The sequence below is a fragment of the Curtobacterium sp. NPDC090217 genome, from assembly GCF_044746705.1.
GTDB lineage: Bacteria > Actinomycetota > Actinomycetes > Actinomycetales > Microbacteriaceae > Curtobacterium.
On record NZ_JBIVCR010000001.1, the window covers coordinates 98,880 to 113,643 of the forward strand.

Consider the following 14,764-nt stretch of genomic DNA (forward strand, 5'->3'; position numbering starts at 1 on the left):
CGCCCGTCGAACTGAGTGGCTCCAGGTGGCGCAGAGTCACACCTCCCCCGCGGCACGGAGGATCCAGGTGCGGAACTCCACCGCGAAGTGTTCGAGGTGCTGATCGATCACAGCCGGCGCACATGAGGCCGGGAGTGTGACCGACAGGCGTGCGGTGAACCCGTCGGGTCCGTCCTCGAAGGCGTTGGCGATCGAGCCGATGACGGTGCCGTCGGCGAGGAGCATGTGCGAGCGGCGGCCAGCGGGCCGTCCGGACGCGGCTGGGAGTTCCTGGTCGACGATGACACTGTCGTCCCAGGGGCGCATGAAGAACGAGCACACCTGGTCGTCGAGGGTCTCGACGATGTTCACCAGCTCCCCCGGCTCAGCGTGGATCGCGTAGTGCTCCGGGTGTCCGGCGAGCATGACGTCCTCTCGGGCGAACGCTGCACCGAGCCACCCACCGAACTGCGCCGCGGTGATCCCGGTGGCGCGCAGCGTCGTGGTGCCGCTCGCTTCCTCGCCGCGGGAGCGTCCGAGGTGGTTTCGGAGGAACATCTCCCCAGCGGCGATCTCGTCGGCGAGAAGCTCGAGGAGCTGCTCGCGACCGAGCTTCCGCTTCAGGAGCTCCATCGCACGGCGTGCTGAGAACAGTTCGTACCCGTCGATCGTCGCGTCGCTGTCGTGCCCGTCGAGCCGGACGGTCGCGGCTGTCATCGTGCGCTCCGGACGGGCAGCTGCAGGTAGGAGGCGTGCTCGCCGCCGGGGTGCACGACGTGCGTGCCGGTGTTGGCGCCGACGTACTCGCGGATCCCTGGCATGAGGGTGCCGAGGAGGTTCCGGGAACTGACGATGAAGCGCAGCTGCTCCCCGGCGTGGAACCGCAGGCCCACGGGGAACAGGTCGATCTCGATCTCTCAGTGCGACCTCGATCGGCCTCACTGTCGTGCGGGCAACCGTACGGACGTACGAACGTACGAACGCGCGGGCTTAATCGAGACCGGTCGACAGGATGCTGTCGGGTCTCTTGCGATGGCTAGGACCTGGCGACCCATGTCCGATAGCCGATCGGCTATCGATACGGGTTCTGGGTACGGTCTCGCCATGACGAAGAGTCCTTCGGCGGTCACGAGCCGCTTTGTCCCGTAGATCACGGATGTCGTGCTTCCAGGGGCAGTCACGTACCAGGACTTCGCGATGGGAAGCCCCAAAGCCCACAAGAGAGTGACACTCTCGGCCCGCCAGAAGTCGTCATCGCCGCATACGCGTCTATCCCGCGTGTACGTGAGGCTGCCCTGGTGCTCGGTGTGTCCGAGCAGGCGCTGCTCGAGGAACTCCAGCTCATCCGCGCAGCGTTTCGGGGTGCCGGTTATGCAGCAACCGCATCCCGTCCTGCACTGTTGAAAGCTGCTCGGGACACCCATCAGCTCCCGTCATCTGTGGAGCATACGGGCTAGCGGCGTACTAGCGGGTCCCGGACCCATAATGCTTACGGCGGCCGCCGCACTAGCCTCTGGCCAGCATCGTGTCACGGGCGCAAGACGGCGGCTGCGTCGCTTCCGCCGAGCTGTTCCTTGAAAGACCCTCGTTGAGACTGAGCCGACGGGCCTAGGTACCCTCGGCAGAAGATGACGAGGAGATTCCAATGGCGGTTGAAGTGACAGTCGACGGCGAGCCGACGCTCACGGCGCGGGACCGGATGCGGCAGCAGGACCGCCCCCTCGAGGAGCGGTTCACGGTCGACTTCATCGACCACGACGCAGCCGACGGGCAGCCATCCGACGGATCCGGCATAGCCTGGTTCTGGGAGCAGTTCGGGGAGGCCTTCTCCGACGTTCAGCGAGAGGACGTCGAGACGATCGCGACACCGACGAAGGTGATCACAATCTCCACCCTTGCTGGCACGCACACGGGTGACTGGATGGGACACGCCCCGACCGGACGCCGTTTTACCGGGATCCGGAACGTGCAGGTCATCAGTTTCCGCGACGGCCGCGCATCCGAGCGGTGGGGCAGCACCGACCAGCTCGGCATGCTGCAGCAGCTGGGCCTTGCCTGACATCTTCAGCTCCGTTGCTCCCGCAGCCCTCGCCCCCGGTTAATCACCAGCGACACCGCACGGTGGACATCAGCGTTGCACCACCCGTGTAACGCCAAGGGGATAGCGCTGAGGTCGCTGTGGCCTGGTCGGCGTTGCATGAGCCGCATGAGATCGGACATGACGTACGAGCAACCCATCCGATACCGCGACGACCTCGAGCAGGAGCTTCCGGACGAGGAGGCGATCGTCTCGGAGACGATCGCGCTGATGCGGCAGACGATGAAGCAGACGTTCGAGGAGACCCGCCACGGAACTTCGGGAACGCACGCGAAGAGCCACGGCGTCGTCACGGGCCGGTTCGAGGTGTTGCCGGATCTGCCGCCCGAGCTCGCGCAGGGCATGTTCGCCGTCCCGGCGACCTACGAGACGGTGGTCCGGTTCGCCAGCGAACCGGGCGGCATCGACCCGGACACGGCGCAGCGGGCCCGCGGCGCAGCGGTGAAGGTCCTCGACGTGCCGGGGGAGAAACTCCGCGACGGGTGGACGAGTCAGGACTTCCTGCTGAACACGTGGCCGATCATCCCGCAGGGCGACGCGAAGGTGTACCTCGACGCGATCCGCGCCCGCGCCGAGCACCATGGCCACTACGTGCGGACGGTCGCGGCGACGATGGCGAAGCATCCCGCACCGAAGGGAACCCTCTTCGACCGCACCCCGAACATCCACCCACTGGCGTTCAGCTACTACTCTCAGGGCGCGTTCCGGTACGGCGACCACGTCGCGAAGTTCCATATCGCGCCGGCAACGGACCGGCAGCGTGAACTGGCGGAGCAGACCGTCCCGGCTGGTGCGTCGCCCGGGATCCTCAGCGAGTGGGTTCGCGACTTCTTCGCCGGTCAGGAGGCCCGGTTCGAGTTCCGTGTGCAGCTCAACGTCGACCCGCAGGCGATGCCGATCGAGGACGCCTCCGTCGAGTGGGACGAGACCCGCAGCCCCTACCGGACCGTCGCGATGCTGATCCTGCCCGCGCAGGAGTCGTTCAGCCCCGCGCGTCGGGTCTACGCCGAGGACGTGATGTCCTGGCGGCCCTGGCATGGACTGCGCGCGTTCCGACCGCTGGGCAGCATCAACCGAGTCCGGCGACGCGGCTACGAAGAACTCGGCAAGTGGCGCCACGACATCAACGCACGCACAGAACAGAACCCGACCAGCCTCCAGGAGGTCCCCGCATGACCGACCGAGACCAGCCCACTACGTACCTGCGGTACACGCCCGACGTCGAGGTGGAACAACCCCACGAGGCGGAGGACATTCAGGCACTCCGGGAGACGTTCGCGCAGATCCGGACCATGGCGTTCGACAAGCTCCGGCACGCCGTCCGCGACGCGCACGCGAAGAGCCACGGCGTGCTCGCCGGCACCCTTCGCATCCACGACGACCTCCCGACCGAGCTGCGGCAGGGCCTGTTCGCCCAGACCGGTGAGCACCCGGTGATCATCCGCTTCTCGACGGCGCCCGGGGACATCGTCTCCGACGGGATCGGTTCCGCGTTCGGGATGGCGATCAAGGTCCTCGACGTCGACGGCGAGAAGGTGCTGCCGGGGAAGCAACAGGCTCGGACGCAGGACTTCCTGCTGGTCAACCACCCCACCATCTCGTCCGGAGACGTGCACACCTACCGACGCGACCAGGCGGTGCTGCTGCAGACGTCGAAGGCGCCCGAGGGCATGCAACTGGCTGCGACCACGGCGCTGCGCGCCGGCGCGGACCTGCTCCGCAAGGTCGGCGTCGACAAGACCGGCGGCCCTGCAGGGCAGGCGAAGCCACACGTCAACCTACTCGGTGAGACGTACTGGTCCCAGGGCGCGATCCGGTACGGCGACCACGTCGCGAAGGTATCTGCTGCCCCCGTGGCCGAGAACCTCACAGCGCTGACCGGAGAGCACGTCTCGGTCCGGGAGCCGTCCGCGTACCGGGACCTGACCAGCGCGTTCTTCGCCGGCAACGCGGGCGTCTGGGAACTCCAGGTACAACTCGCCACCGAACTGGAGACCACGCCCGTCGAGGACGCCTCCGTCGCGTGGCCCGAGGACGTCACCCCGTACCGGACGGTCGCAACGCTGACCGTCGACCCGCAGGACTCGTTCTCCCCAGCACGGCGCGTCTACGCCGACGACGAACTGTCGTTCAACCCGTGGCACTGCCTGGTCGAGCACCAACCCCTCGGATCCATCCAGCGCGTCCGCCGCCCCGTCTACGACGACTCGGTGGACTTCCGCGCAACCACCAACGCCGCGACTGTCGAGGAGCCCGGGAACATCGACGAGCTTCCGGCCTGACGGCTGGTCGACCGCGGACCACCGCGACGGGCAGGAGGGGCGGCTCCAGGTCGGAACTGTCCCGGTGACTCCAGCGGGTCCACGGTGGTTCGCGCTCGGGCCGATCGTCCCCTCCGCGTACTCCGCAGGAAGCGTTCGTACCGCGCGCGTACCGTCCGCTGGGTCCGGCGCCGACGACGGCGCCGACGACCTGAACGGAGCAACCATGCGAGCAGTCGTCTACAACGGCCCCCACGACGTCAGCGTCGACGATGTCCCGGATGCCGAGGTCGAACAGCCGACCGACATCCTGGTCAAGATCACCGCGACGAACATCTGCGGGTCGGACCTGCACATGTACGAGGGCCGGACCGACATCGAGACCGGCAGTGTGTTCGGGCACGAGAACCTCGGCACCGTGATCGAGGTCGGTGACGGCGTCCAGAAGGTGCGGGTCGGCGACCGTGTCGTCCTGCCGTTCAACGTCGCTTGTGGGTTCTGCAAGAACTGCGAGCGCGGCTGGTCGAGCTTCTGCCTGACCATGCAGCCGAACGAGGCTGCTGCCGGAGCCGCGTACGGCTACGCGGACATGGGCCCCTACCGCGGCGGGCAGGCGGAGTTGCTGCGCGTCCCGTTCGGTGACTACAACGCGCTCCGTCTCGGTGAGGACTCGGTCGAGAAGGAGAACGACTACGCCATGCTGTCGGACATCTTCCCGACCGGCTGGCACGGGGCCGAGCTCGCCGGAGTGCAGCCGGGCGACACGGTGGTCGTCTACGGTGCCGGACCCGTCGGCCTCATGGCCGCCCTCTCCGCCTCCATCAAGGGCGCATCGCGGATCTTCGTCGTCGACCGGCAGGCGGACCGGCTCCGTCTCGCCGAGTCGATCGGTGCGATCGCGGTCGACGACTCGAAGGTCGACCCCGTGCAGACGGTCCTCGACGCGACCCTCGGCCTCGGAGCCGACCGCGGCATCGAGGCCGTCGGGTACCAGGCCCACGACGGGCAGGGTAACGAGCAGCCCAACCTCGTGCTGAACCGTCTCATCGCCTCCGTCCGGTTTACGGGCGGGATCGGCGTCGTCGGCGTGTACCTGCCTGACGACCCCGGCGCTTCCGACGAACTGGCGAAGAAGGGGCAGATCGCGCTGGACTACGGCACGTTCTTCTTCAAGGGCCAGCACATGGGCACCGGTCAGGCACCCGTGAAGCGGTACAACCGCCAGCTCCGCGACCTGATCGCCGGGGACAAGGCATCGCCGTCCTTCATCGTCAGCCACAACCTCTCGCTCGACGAGGCCCCGGACGCCTACCGCCACTTCGACGCACGCGACGACGGCTGGACCAAGGTCGTGCTCCACCCGTGACCACCGGGACGGGAGGGTCGGACCGCTGCTGGCCCTCCCGTCCGTCGCGATGGTTCGCTGCCGACCAGCTGCCAGGAGGGAAGTTCGTCGACGTGCTCAGGTGGGTCGATGATCACGCGTTGGTCGTAGTGGAGAAGTCCCCTGAGCCGCCGTGGACGGGATGGTGAACCTCCTGGATGAACCCGAGCGGCTGGTGTTCGACGAAGCAGCGCCACGGGTCACAGGTCAGCTCGTCCTCGGCGGAGATCCGCCGTGCCTGAAGAACGAGTCCTGCGGGCCGAGGGTGGGTGTCGCGGCCATGCCGTGCGGGGTCATGCGTCGGAGAATCCTCGACCGGCGTCCTCTTCAGATCACTGGCGAGCTGCGGTCGGAACTCCCAGCGGCCCTCGCCCGGCGAAGGACGCGCTGATGAGGTCCGTGGTCTTCTGGCGTTCTGCTCTGACAGATTCCGTCTGAGGATGTCACTCGGGATCCGACCAGCGCATCCATGAGTGGATCTGTGCTGATGCAGCCTCGAACGAAGTGTGCGACCCGCCAAGGGGCCAGCAGTTCGAGCCGACGTCGTACTGCGCCCGTCGGGTGATGTCTGCCACAGCGAGATCGCCGAGGAAGATGCTCCAGTGGCCGGCGTAGTCGTTGCCCCATCGCAAGCGATCCGGCATGGCGTGTCCTGACGTTCAAGATGCGGAGCAATCTGCTCTTGCACGAACAGTAGGCGTCGCAGCCTGCGCTAACGCGTTTCTGGCAGTGATTGGGCCCCGCCCTTGAAACCGAGTGCGGGGCCCTTCACGAGGGGCTCGTCTACTTCGCGAGGAACTCCAGCACGACCCGGTTCCACTCATCCGGGTGGCTGACGTTCACGCCGTGCGGACCACCCTTAACGACATGCAGTTCCGAACCGGTGATGGCTTCGTGGGTGCGGGCGCCGGAGCCCTCGTAGGGCACGGTCGCGTCACCGTCGCCGTGGATGATCAGCGTCGGCACGGTCACCTTGGGCAGGTCGTCGCGGAAGTCCGTATTCGCAAACGAGGCCATAGCCTCGAGCGCGGCAGTCTTCGATGCCTGCTTCGCCAACGCGAGCGCTTCCTGCCGGTCGTCTTCGGAGACCACCAGGACGCCGTCGACGGAGAAGAAGTCGGTGGTGAACTGGTCGTAGAACGAGTCCTCGTCCTTCATCAGCCCAGCCGTCATCTCGGCTGCCTGCGACTTCGGCAGCGGCCCGTCCGGGTTGCCGTCGGTCTGCAGCAGGTACGGCGGGACCGCGGAGGCGAACACGACACTGTGGAGCCGTTCGGTGCCGTACATGGTGAAGTAGCGGGCCACCTCACCGCCACCCATCGAGAACCCGACAAGGGTGACATCCTGCAGGTCGAGCTCAGTGAGAACGGTGTGGAGGTCCTCGGTGAGGTGGTCGTAGTCGTAGCCGGTCTTGGGCTTATCGCTGCGGCCAAAGCCGCGACGGTCGTAGGTGATGACCCGATAGCCGCCATCGGCGAATACGGGCACCTGCTTGCTCCAGGACGCTCCGGAGAGCGGCCACCCGTGGATCAACACGACCGGGCGGCCGGAGCCGCCGGTGTCGTCGATATGCAGGTTCGTGTCCTTGAAGAGGCCGTGGTGGGCGGTGATCTCAGTCATACCTCTGCTCCGTTCCTGTCACCACATGGCGCGGCGACGCATAGATCGGGTTCGGAGCCTGCCAGCGAGAGGATGGCAACAGCTGCCAGCAGCGAACGACGACGCCGGTTTCTGGACAGCCGCCCCGGCTGCTCGCGGCGTCGCTCCGAAGTGCGCGGCCCGCGGCGACGCGTAGCGGGTACAGCTTGTGGCTCGGTGCTGTCCGCGGCCGGTGGGGGGGGTTGTGGAGCAGTAGACAGGGCGGTTCACTCGAAGGGGCAACGTATCCCGGCTCATCAGGGAAGTCAGCACCGATGCGTTCGATCGTGTACACCAGCACCCAGACCCGTCCGATCACGGACACCGAGCTCGCGCAGATCCTCGCGGTGGGGCGGGAGAAGAACACCGCCCTCGGGGTGACCGGGATCCTGGCGCACAAGGGTGACAACCGCCTCGGGATCCTCGAGGGCGATGACGCCACCGTCGCCGCACGGTTCGAGCAAGTGCGCCGTGACCCCCGACATACGAGCGTGCGCGTCCTGGCAGATGAGTCGGTCGCGCAGCGGTCGTTCCCAGACTGGTCGATGGCGTTCCAGCCGCTGGATCCGCTGATGGAGCACGTTCCGGGCTTCAGTGACCTGTTCGCGCCCGGTCAGCAGCTCGACCCGGCGATCGGGCTGACTCGGGCGCGGGGGTTGTTGGAGTGGTTCCGGAAGCATCCCCTCGCACCGTTGACGAGTCAGACCGCCGAAGCGGACGAGGTACCCCGCACGCGTGCGATCAACGGGGCGATCTCGGCGTTGCACGGCGGCAGCATCACGCGGTTCACCCTCGACGACGCCGCCGAGCGCGCAGGGATGAGCGTGGCCGAGGTGCGGGAGGTGTTCCCGACCGAGCGGGCGTTGCTGGCGGCGACGGTGGAGCGGTGGACGCAGGCGATCTCTGCACCGTTGGCGCCACTGATGGGCGAGCAGGGTACGGTCGCGTTCCCGCACGCGCTCCTGGCTACGCACGCGGAAGGGCGGCGCTCACGCGGAGAGACCGAGGACGATCGCGGCGGACGCGGCGACGAGGGCCGAGACGATGCCGGTCGCGGTCATCATGAGGGTCCGTTGACGGGGCTGCTCGCGGACCTCGGAGAAGGGGCTGCGCATCGACGCGCGGCGGACACGACGCACCAGAGCGGTGTGGGCCGTCGAGGGAAGCACGGTGTCGGGAGCGATGAACGTGGTCACGGTGCCCTTCAACTCTGAGCCATCAGCGGCTCGGTCAGACCCGGATCGTCCGGCCGGGATGACCGTAGGAAGGAAACCGTTCACGCCGCGGACGATCCGACCACGACAGCGAAACCTGAACAGCCACCAGCGGAAGCGGTGTCCAAAAACGGACGCAGGGAGATGCGAGGGCATCCATCACTGGTTCGGGTCCGGGACGGACACCCTCGCGCTACGACGCCGTCGGGTTCGACGCTGAATCAAGACGAGGTCAGCCCCGGGAACAGGGATCGGGGCACCCACGGACAGGGTTCGCGGAGTAGCAGCCCTGACGGTACAAGCGACGGGCTTGTACTCCCCCAAGCCAGCCTCAGCCAGTCGCGTCCGTCGAAGCGGAACTGACCGGTAGCCGATCGGCTATCGGACATGGTTTGCCAGGTTCAATGACATCGCGAGAGACCCGACAGCATCCTGTCGACTGGTCTCGACGGAGCCCGCGCGTTCGCACGTCTGTACGGCCGGGCGGTTGCCCGTCGGGACGTTGAGGCCGATCGAGGTAGCGCCGAGTGCACGTGCTCGGGCGACGGCAAGCCGCACCAAGACGGTGACGGCGTCGGATGCGCTCTGCGTCAGTCCAGAGGGAACGGACGACGAGCAATCCACGCGATGAAACCAACGATGAAGAGCGCGGCGAGAGCGAGGGGGAAGTAGCCCCATCCGAATGTGAAGCCGGCTTCGAGCGATCCGACTCCGAGGACGACCATCACTGCTGCGAACAGCACCATAAGAACGGGCAGGATCAGGCTCAGACGAGGTTGAGCGTTGAGACCGAGCTGCGCATCACGAACCCATTGCTTGTTCCGAGCGCGCCACACGATTCCTGCGGCGGTGAGCACGAGAACGGCCACGCTCATCACCGGCAACAGGGCTTCTCGCATGTCCTCAAACTAGGGCCGCGGCGGTCGGGATGCACCTCATTAGCCACTTCCCCTGCGGCCGCCGGATCTCGGAGAGGTTCCTTGTCCGCTAGCCACGACATCGGTCTCGATTGCCGATCGGCTATTGGGACGGCGCTCATCCTGATTGACTCGCCCCATGTCTGCTCAAAGTCTTGTCGTGATTGGTGTCGTCGTGATCGCGTTCGCGCTGCTTGTATGGATCATCAACCCGACGATTCACGGAGCGAGCTTCGTAGTGCTGGTCGTCGCGCTCGTCGCCGGGCTTGCGTCCGTCGCGCTGGGGATCGCGCAACGCTCACGAGGTTGACCCTCGTCGACGGCCTAACCCGATTCACCAGGGGATCGTCTGGTGCGACTCGTCAGCTCCGCTTCGGGTTCGGCTGGGCTGGGCCGATCAGCGATGTAGCGCGATCGTTGCTCAGCGGCGCCCCCAACAGTGGGGAACGACGAAACGGGGGCGTCGACTCCATGCTGTGAGCAGGGTCGTGTGACTCACGTCACGGACAGCAGCTGCCTCGACGGACGGACTGAATAGTGATGGACGACCACGGCGCCACCTCGCAGAGCACAGTTCCTCCGGCGCGCAATCGTGCCGGCTGGCATCTCCTGTGGACGGTTCCCGTCGCGATTGCCACGAACGCCGTACTCGCCTTCATCGCCTGGCTCGCCAACTGGGGCAACTCTGCCGGTGCATCCGCCGATGAAGGGCTGGAGGGGTACTTGCTCAGCCAGCCCTGGATCTGGTTGACCCTCATCGGGCTCATCACGTTCGTGGCCCTGGCGGCCCCTTCCTGGAGCCGAAGCGTAGTGCTCCGTGTGGCGATAGCCGTGGCGGTCGCGCTGACGGCCACAACCGCCGCGGCGCTCTTCATTTTGCGGCAGTAGCGGTTCAAGCGCCCGATAGCCGATCGACTATCGGGCACTGACTGAGCTGCGGTGGAGCTGGGTAGCCCATGCGCGCAGCGTCGTGGGCGTGGTTGTGGTGACGTCGCGTCGCTGCTCGGGGATGAAGTCGTCTCGAATGCCCGTAGACATGCCGATGATCGCCGCTACCCGCTGTTCCGTAAGGCCACTGGCCCGGAGGTCTCCCCGCGTCGCTTCGTCTCTGACGCGCTCCACCTGGATAGGACGGCTCAGTGTCGAGCTGAGAACCTCCGCGACTTCGGACCAGGTGAGATGCTCGGGCCCATGAAGTGCCTGGACTTCCCTCCCAGACCAGTGCGGCGATAGGAGTCGGGCAGCGGTGACTTCTGCAACGTCGCGAGGTGCCACCCATGGCATCGGGAGATCGAGGGGGAGAAGCACGCGGATCGTGCCACCATTGAGCCCATCCGGGGCAAGCAACAGGTTGCTCATCAACAGCCCGCACCGCAGGTGCACCACGTCGATACCAAGGGCGTCAAGTCGTTGCTCAGTGGCGGCGAGACCGTCGATCTCGCCGACCCCGTTCCGGCGCTCGGCGCCGACGCTGCTCTGGAAGACGACCCGCCCGATCGCGTTTGATGTCACCGCGCCCTGCAGCGATTCGGCCAGTTCGTCGTAGTAGGCAAGAGGATCGGACTCGTCGAGCGCTGGTGATGGTGTGATCCATGACAGCGATTGGATCCCGCGGAGACTCGCGACGACAGCAGCATGATCGCGAAGGTCCACAGCGACGACGTCTGCGCGCTCGCGAACGTCCTGGGGCAAGAACTCCGGGTGCCTCGTCAGAACCCGCGGGCGGACCCCCGCGCGCAAGAGTGCGCGGACCGTCTCGCTCCCGACGTTGCCGTTCGGCGCAGTCACCGCAATCATCCCCACTACCTTTCTGCGCCCTAGTTCTACCGCGCGGGTCTGACACCGCCTCGTCCGGTAATCGATCGGCCATCGGGCATCGCGCTCACTCCTCGTCGGCGCGCTCCGCTCGAAGGGCTCGCCTCCCCGCGATCCGCTGTAGAAGTTTCCGTAAGAAGACGAGCTCGATCGCCACCATCACCGCCAGGCCGAACAGGGCGAAAGCGATGTGCGCTGGGCTCAAGCCGCCGCTGAGCACGATCACCGGCAAGCCGACGAGCAACGCGGCCCCGGCGACGACGTTCCACCATGATGCGAGGAGCCCCGCGGGAGCGTGGTTCGTGAGTTCTGGGCGGTCAGTTGGATCGGTGCGATCCCACCAGGACGTCATGCGCGTAGGCTACCCGGGCATCCATGACCGGTCAGAAGCCCGACCGCCGGTAGAAGATCAGGCGGATGCCCCTTCGGGAGCCCTCCGCTCCTGCCCGATAGCCGGTCCGCCAGTGGACATTTGACTGACCATGGGCAACGCCGACTCACACCGCCCTGGTGCGAGTCGTACCCCGTCTCACATAGGTGGTCCGCGGAGCTTCGCGGTTCACGCATGCCATACGGACGCCTTCTGACGAAACGATGCCGAGCCGATCCGCCGTCGACCTGACCCGTCTCGGACGCCGACCACTGAGTCCATCTCCGTGTCTCAGGAACGCTGCGTGCCGGTCGGACATGTCGTTCGGCAGACGACACCACACCCCCGAGACTCTCCGACGACACGTCGCCGCTCTGCCGATACCGTCAACTCCAAGGGCATGGGTTCTCGGGGATTTGCCAACTCGCTCGTCGTGACGAGACGAGGTGCGAGCCGTGAAGATCGATCTCAGCGCTCGCGAGCTGGCGGTCGCATCGTCAGCTCGCAGGGAGCGTGTCGCTGAGGAACGGTGAGAGTTGGTCGAGCAGCTCGCGCGGCCTGTCCAGGGGAACGATGTGACCGCTGGTCGCGATCGAGGCGCTCTCGAGCTGATCCGTGATCGGCTCGAGCTGACGAGCGGTGGCGTCGCCGACGACCTGCGCACCGACCGCGAGCGTCGGAACGCGCAAGCGCAACCGAGTGGTCGCCTCCGCGATCTGTTCGGCGTTCCGAGGCATCGCGCGGTAGTACTCGAAACCGCAGCGGAGCGCCTCCCGCCCGCTGTACGCGCTGACGAATGCGTCGCCGATGGTCGCAGCCACGCCCGACTGATCCGCGGTACCGGCCCGGAGGAAGAAGTCGAGGTACTCGGCTTCGTGGCCCTCGACGACGGTCTCGGCCAGGCCAGGTACGGCATGGAACCCGAACCACCACGGCGCACCGTTCTGGAAGAACCCCTCGGCGCCGGGCAGCAGCCCGATGGTCGACTCCATCAAGACGAGCCGTGACACCCGGTCCGGGTGTTCGACCGCGAGCATGAACGCCGGTGGTACGCCAGCGTCGATCGCGACGACAGCGGCAGTGGGCGCATCCATGGCATCGAGGAGCCCAGCCATGTCGGCCGCCAGGTTCCGAGCGTCGTAGCCCGTACGTTCGCGGTCGCTTCCGCCGAGGCCGCGGAGGTCGGGTGCGATCACCCGGTGCGATCGGGACAGGACGGGGATCACGTCGCTCCAGACACGCCAGGTGTGCGGGAAGCCGTGCATCAGGAGCACAGGGGACCCCGTGCCGGCGATCGCGACGTTGAGTCGGGTGTCGTTCGTCGCGATCAGGGTTTCGTCGATCGATGGGTTGCTGGTCATGGCGCTCCAGGTCGTGGTTACGATTGGTGACCAGCTGATGGTAGGAGACCACCCATGCGCGGGAAAGACGGCACTTTCACGGAACCTGGTCACCCGCCGGTGACCGATCACTCGCACCAGTCCCGGGGTGATCTCTTCGATCCGGCCTGCCCGACCCGTCAGCTCTTGGATCGGCTCGGCGGCAAGTGGACGTCCATGGCGGTGAAGGTGCTCGGGGACGAGCATCCGGGTGAGGTCCGCTTCGCCGAGCTGAAGCGCCGGATGCCGGGGATCTCGCAGAAGATGCTCGCGCAGACGCTCAGGAGCCTCGAACGCGACTCGCTGGTCGACCGACGCGTCGAGCCGACGTCGCCGCCGAAGGTGCACTACCGACTCACGGAACTCGGCGAGTCGCTCACCGAGCCGATCGCCGCCCTGCGGGACTGGGCAGAAAGCCACATGGCGCGGATCGACGCCGCGGGCCAGGCTTGGGACGCCGTCCGGCAGGGATCGGAGCCACGCGCCGACGCGTGACGTCTGGTGCCCCTGGAGGGACTCGAACCCCCAACCCTTTCCTTAGGACGGAACTGCTCTTCCATTGAGCTACAGAGGCCGGCCCGTCCACTCTAGCGGGACCGAAGCGCGCTCAGTCCCGGAACGGCTCGAGGAACGCGACGAGCTCGGCCGCGTACGACTCCGGCTGCTCGAACGGGGCGAAGTGCCCGCCGCGCTCGGGTTCCGACAGGTACACGAGGTTCGTCGTCCGCTCGAGCCACTCCCGCGGCGCACGGACGAGGTCGCCCGGGTACAGGGTGAACCCGGACGGCGCCTCCACCCGGCGAGCGGACTGCTCTGGCGGGATCGCCGCGTTCTCGTGGTACATCCGCATGGCGGAGCCGATCGTGCCCGTCACCCAGTACTCGGTGACGAGCTGGAGCACCTCGTCCCGCGTGTACACCGACCACAGGTCGCCGTCGCAGTCGCTCCACGACCGGAGCTTCTCGACGATCCACGCCGCGAGCCCGGCTGGGGAGTCGTTCAACCCGACCGCCGCGGTCTGCGGCTTCGTCCGGTGCATCGACGCGTAGGCACCCTCGGTGTCCCGCCATCGGAACGTCGACTCGACGAATTCGCGTTCCGGCGCAGACAATGACGAGACGTCGATGCCGGGCCACGGCAGCCCGCCGTCGATGCGGTGCACGGCCACCACGCGGTCGGGGTGGTCGAGCGCCAGGTACCGGGCGACGTGCGTGCCGATGTCTCCACCGGCGACCGCGAACCGGTCGTACCCGAGCGCCGTCATGAGCGTCGCCCAGAGCCCGGCGACCGCCCGCGCGTCGATCGGCGTCGGCGGCGCGTCCGAGAACCCGTAGCCGGGCATGTCCGGCACGACGACGTCGAACCCCGCGGCGACCAGCAGCGGTAGGACCTTCCGGTACCGCCAGGTCGAGTCCGGCCAGCCGTGCGCGAGCAGCAGCGGCATGCCGCCCGCTCCGGCGTGCAGCACGTTGATGCCGATCCCGTCGATCTCGACCGTGCTGCTCGGAAGCGCCGCGAGGGCGGCACGATGGGCGTCGAAGTCGAACCCGTCCGCCCAGTACTCGACGAGCTCGCGGAGTTCGGCGACGTCGACGCCGAGCGACCACCCCGGGACACCGGGTGCGTCGGGCCAGCGCGTCGCACGCAGCCGCGCACGGAGGTCCGTGATGGTGTCGTCGTCGATCCGCATCTCGGTCATGGCCCGACGC

16 protein-coding genes and 1 tRNA gene are annotated in these 14,764 nt (G+C 67.1%); 8 read left to right on the top strand and 9 right to left on the bottom strand.

Translation table 11 applies throughout. The features are described from left to right. Positions 1-36: 36 nt before the first annotated feature. Positions 37-696, bottom strand: a complete 660-nt coding sequence (locus tag ACIPJ2_RS00465) for a hypothetical protein (RefSeq protein ID WP_402727113.1) — start codon at positions 694-696, stop codon at positions 37-39. Next, on the bottom strand, positions 693-893 hold the full coding sequence (locus ACIPJ2_RS00470) for a CocE/NonD family hydrolase C-terminal non-catalytic domain-containing protein (RefSeq protein ID WP_402728296.1): 201 nt from the start codon (positions 891-893) through the stop codon (positions 693-695). The genes ACIPJ2_RS00465 and ACIPJ2_RS00470 overlap by 4 nt, the downstream gene beginning before the upstream one ends. 731 nt (positions 894-1,624) lie before the next feature. Here ACIPJ2_RS00470 and ACIPJ2_RS00475 point away from each other — a divergent pair. The 4 genes from ACIPJ2_RS00475 (at position 1,625) to ACIPJ2_RS00490 (ending at position 5,704) form a co-directional block, all read left to right on the top strand. Further along, entirely contained in the window at positions 1,625-2,038 is a 414-nt protein-coding gene (locus ACIPJ2_RS00475) for an ester cyclase (RefSeq protein WP_402727114.1), read from the top strand. A 147-nt stretch (positions 2,039-2,185) separates the two neighbouring features. Continuing rightward, a complete protein-coding gene (locus ACIPJ2_RS00480; RefSeq protein ID WP_281265827.1) occupies positions 2,186-3,253 on the top strand; it encodes a catalase family protein in 1,068 nt (355 codons plus the stop codon). Further along, positions 3,250-4,359 (top strand): catalase family protein, encoded by a 1,110-nt coding sequence (locus tag ACIPJ2_RS00485; RefSeq protein WP_402727115.1) that lies wholly within the window; start codon positions 3,250-3,252, stop codon positions 4,357-4,359. Before ACIPJ2_RS00480 ends, ACIPJ2_RS00485 begins: the two co-directional genes overlap by 4 nt. Positions 4,360-4,564: 205 nt before the next feature. Next, positions 4,565-5,704, top strand: coding sequence for a glutathione-independent formaldehyde dehydrogenase (locus ACIPJ2_RS00490; RefSeq protein WP_402727116.1), 1,140 nt, complete (start codon positions 4,565-4,567; stop codon positions 5,702-5,704). Between the two features lie 801 nt (positions 5,705-6,505). On the opposite strand, the gene ACIPJ2_RS00495 is transcribed toward ACIPJ2_RS00490, so the two are convergent. Then, complete coding sequence (locus tag ACIPJ2_RS00495; RefSeq protein WP_402727117.1) at positions 6,506-7,342, bottom strand: alpha/beta fold hydrolase; 837 nt, start codon at positions 7,340-7,342, stop codon at positions 6,506-6,508. A gap of 293 nt (positions 7,343-7,635) precedes the next feature. On the opposite strand from ACIPJ2_RS00495, the gene ACIPJ2_RS00500 reads away from it, so the two are divergent. Beyond that, complete coding sequence (locus tag ACIPJ2_RS00500; protein WP_402727118.1) at positions 7,636-8,574, top strand: BLUF domain-containing protein; 939 nt, start codon at positions 7,636-7,638, stop codon at positions 8,572-8,574. 590 nt (positions 8,575-9,164) lie between these two features. Here the strand turns inward: ACIPJ2_RS00500 and ACIPJ2_RS00505 are convergent. Continuing rightward, positions 9,165-9,473 carry a hypothetical protein gene (locus tag ACIPJ2_RS00505; RefSeq protein WP_402727119.1) on the bottom strand — a complete coding sequence of 103 codons (309 nt, stop codon included), beginning with the start codon at positions 9,471-9,473 and terminating at the stop codon, positions 9,165-9,167. 157 nt (positions 9,474-9,630) lie between these two features. Between ACIPJ2_RS00505 and ACIPJ2_RS00510 the strand changes: the two genes are divergently transcribed. Beyond that, a complete protein-coding gene (locus ACIPJ2_RS00510; RefSeq protein WP_402727120.1) occupies positions 9,631-9,801 on the top strand; it encodes a hypothetical protein in 171 nt (56 codons plus the stop codon). Positions 9,802-10,028: 227 nt separating this feature from the next. Further along, positions 10,029-10,379, top strand: coding sequence for a hypothetical protein (locus tag ACIPJ2_RS00515; RefSeq protein WP_402727121.1), 351 nt, complete (start codon positions 10,029-10,031; stop codon positions 10,377-10,379). Between the two features lie 27 nt (positions 10,380-10,406). On the opposite strand, the gene ACIPJ2_RS00520 is transcribed toward ACIPJ2_RS00515, so the two are convergent. The 3 genes from ACIPJ2_RS00520 to ACIPJ2_RS00530 all read right to left on the bottom strand — a co-directional run bounded on the left by ACIPJ2_RS00520 (position 10,407) and on the right by ACIPJ2_RS00530 (position 13,262). Further along, positions 10,407-11,288, bottom strand: a complete 882-nt coding sequence (locus ACIPJ2_RS00520) for an NAD(P)H-binding protein (RefSeq protein WP_402727122.1) — start codon at positions 11,286-11,288, stop codon at positions 10,407-10,409. Positions 11,289-11,373: 85 nt separating this feature from the next. After that, positions 11,374-11,658: a hypothetical protein gene (locus ACIPJ2_RS00525; RefSeq protein ID WP_402727123.1), complete on the bottom strand. Its 285-nt coding sequence runs from the start codon at positions 11,656-11,658 to the stop codon at positions 11,374-11,376. A gap of 515 nt (positions 11,659-12,173) precedes the next feature. After that, the gene (locus tag ACIPJ2_RS00530; protein WP_402727124.1) at positions 12,174-13,262 is read right to left on the bottom strand and encodes an alpha/beta fold hydrolase; all 1,089 of its coding nucleotides are present in this window, start codon (positions 13,260-13,262) and stop codon (positions 12,174-12,176) included. Between ACIPJ2_RS00530 and ACIPJ2_RS00535 the strand changes: the two genes are divergently transcribed. Then, a complete protein-coding gene (locus ACIPJ2_RS00535; protein ID WP_402727125.1) occupies positions 13,233-13,550 on the top strand; it encodes a winged helix-turn-helix transcriptional regulator in 318 nt (105 codons plus the stop codon). The genes ACIPJ2_RS00530 and ACIPJ2_RS00535 overlap by 30 nt on opposite strands. A 4-nt stretch (positions 13,551-13,554) precedes the next feature. On the opposite strand, the gene ACIPJ2_RS00540 is transcribed toward ACIPJ2_RS00535, so the two are convergent. Both ACIPJ2_RS00540 and ACIPJ2_RS00545 read right to left on the bottom strand, forming a co-directional pair. After that, positions 13,555-13,629, bottom strand: a tRNA-Arg gene (locus ACIPJ2_RS00540). Positions 13,630-13,662: 33 nt separating this feature from the next. Beyond that, a complete protein-coding gene (locus ACIPJ2_RS00545; RefSeq protein ID WP_402727126.1) occupies positions 13,663-14,754 on the bottom strand; it encodes an epoxide hydrolase family protein in 1,092 nt (363 codons plus the stop codon). Positions 14,755-14,764: the final 10 nt, after the last annotated feature.

Coding starts and splice junctions, on each gene's coding strand:
- ACIPJ2_RS00475 (WP_402727114.1), top strand. CDS start 1,625: ATGGCGGTTGAAGTGACAGTCGACGGCGAGCCGACGCTCACGGCGCGG.
- ACIPJ2_RS00480 (WP_281265827.1), top strand. CDS start 2,186: ATGAGATCGGACATGACGTACGAGCAACCCATCCGATACCGCGACGAC.
- ACIPJ2_RS00545 (WP_402727126.1), bottom strand. CDS start 14,754: ATGACCGAGATGCGGATCGACGACGACACCATCACGGACCTCCGTGCG.
- ACIPJ2_RS00520 (WP_402727122.1), bottom strand. CDS start 11,288: ATGATTGCGGTGACTGCGCCGAACGGCAACGTCGGGAGCGAGACGGTC.
- ACIPJ2_RS00530 (WP_402727124.1), bottom strand. CDS start 13,262: ATGCTCGTCCCCGAGCACCTTCACCGCCATGGACGTCCACTTGCCGCC.
- ACIPJ2_RS00535 (WP_402727125.1), top strand. CDS start 13,233: ATGGCGGTGAAGGTGCTCGGGGACGAGCATCCGGGTGAGGTCCGCTTC.
- ACIPJ2_RS00465 (WP_402727113.1), bottom strand. CDS start 696: ATGACAGCCGCGACCGTCCGGCTCGACGGGCACGACAGCGACGCGACG.
- ACIPJ2_RS00525 (WP_402727123.1), bottom strand. CDS start 11,658: ATGACGTCCTGGTGGGATCGCACCGATCCAACTGACCGCCCAGAACTC.
- ACIPJ2_RS00495 (WP_402727117.1), bottom strand. CDS start 7,342: ATGACTGAGATCACCGCCCACCACGGCCTCTTCAAGGACACGAACCTG.
- ACIPJ2_RS00500 (WP_402727118.1), top strand. CDS start 7,636: ATGCGTTCGATCGTGTACACCAGCACCCAGACCCGTCCGATCACGGAC.
- ACIPJ2_RS00510 (WP_402727120.1), top strand. CDS start 9,631: ATGTCTGCTCAAAGTCTTGTCGTGATTGGTGTCGTCGTGATCGCGTTC.
- ACIPJ2_RS00485 (WP_402727115.1), top strand. CDS start 3,250: ATGACCGACCGAGACCAGCCCACTACGTACCTGCGGTACACGCCCGAC.
- ACIPJ2_RS00490 (WP_402727116.1), top strand. CDS start 4,565: ATGCGAGCAGTCGTCTACAACGGCCCCCACGACGTCAGCGTCGACGAT.
- ACIPJ2_RS00505 (WP_402727119.1), bottom strand. CDS start 9,473: ATGCGAGAAGCCCTGTTGCCGGTGATGAGCGTGGCCGTTCTCGTGCTC.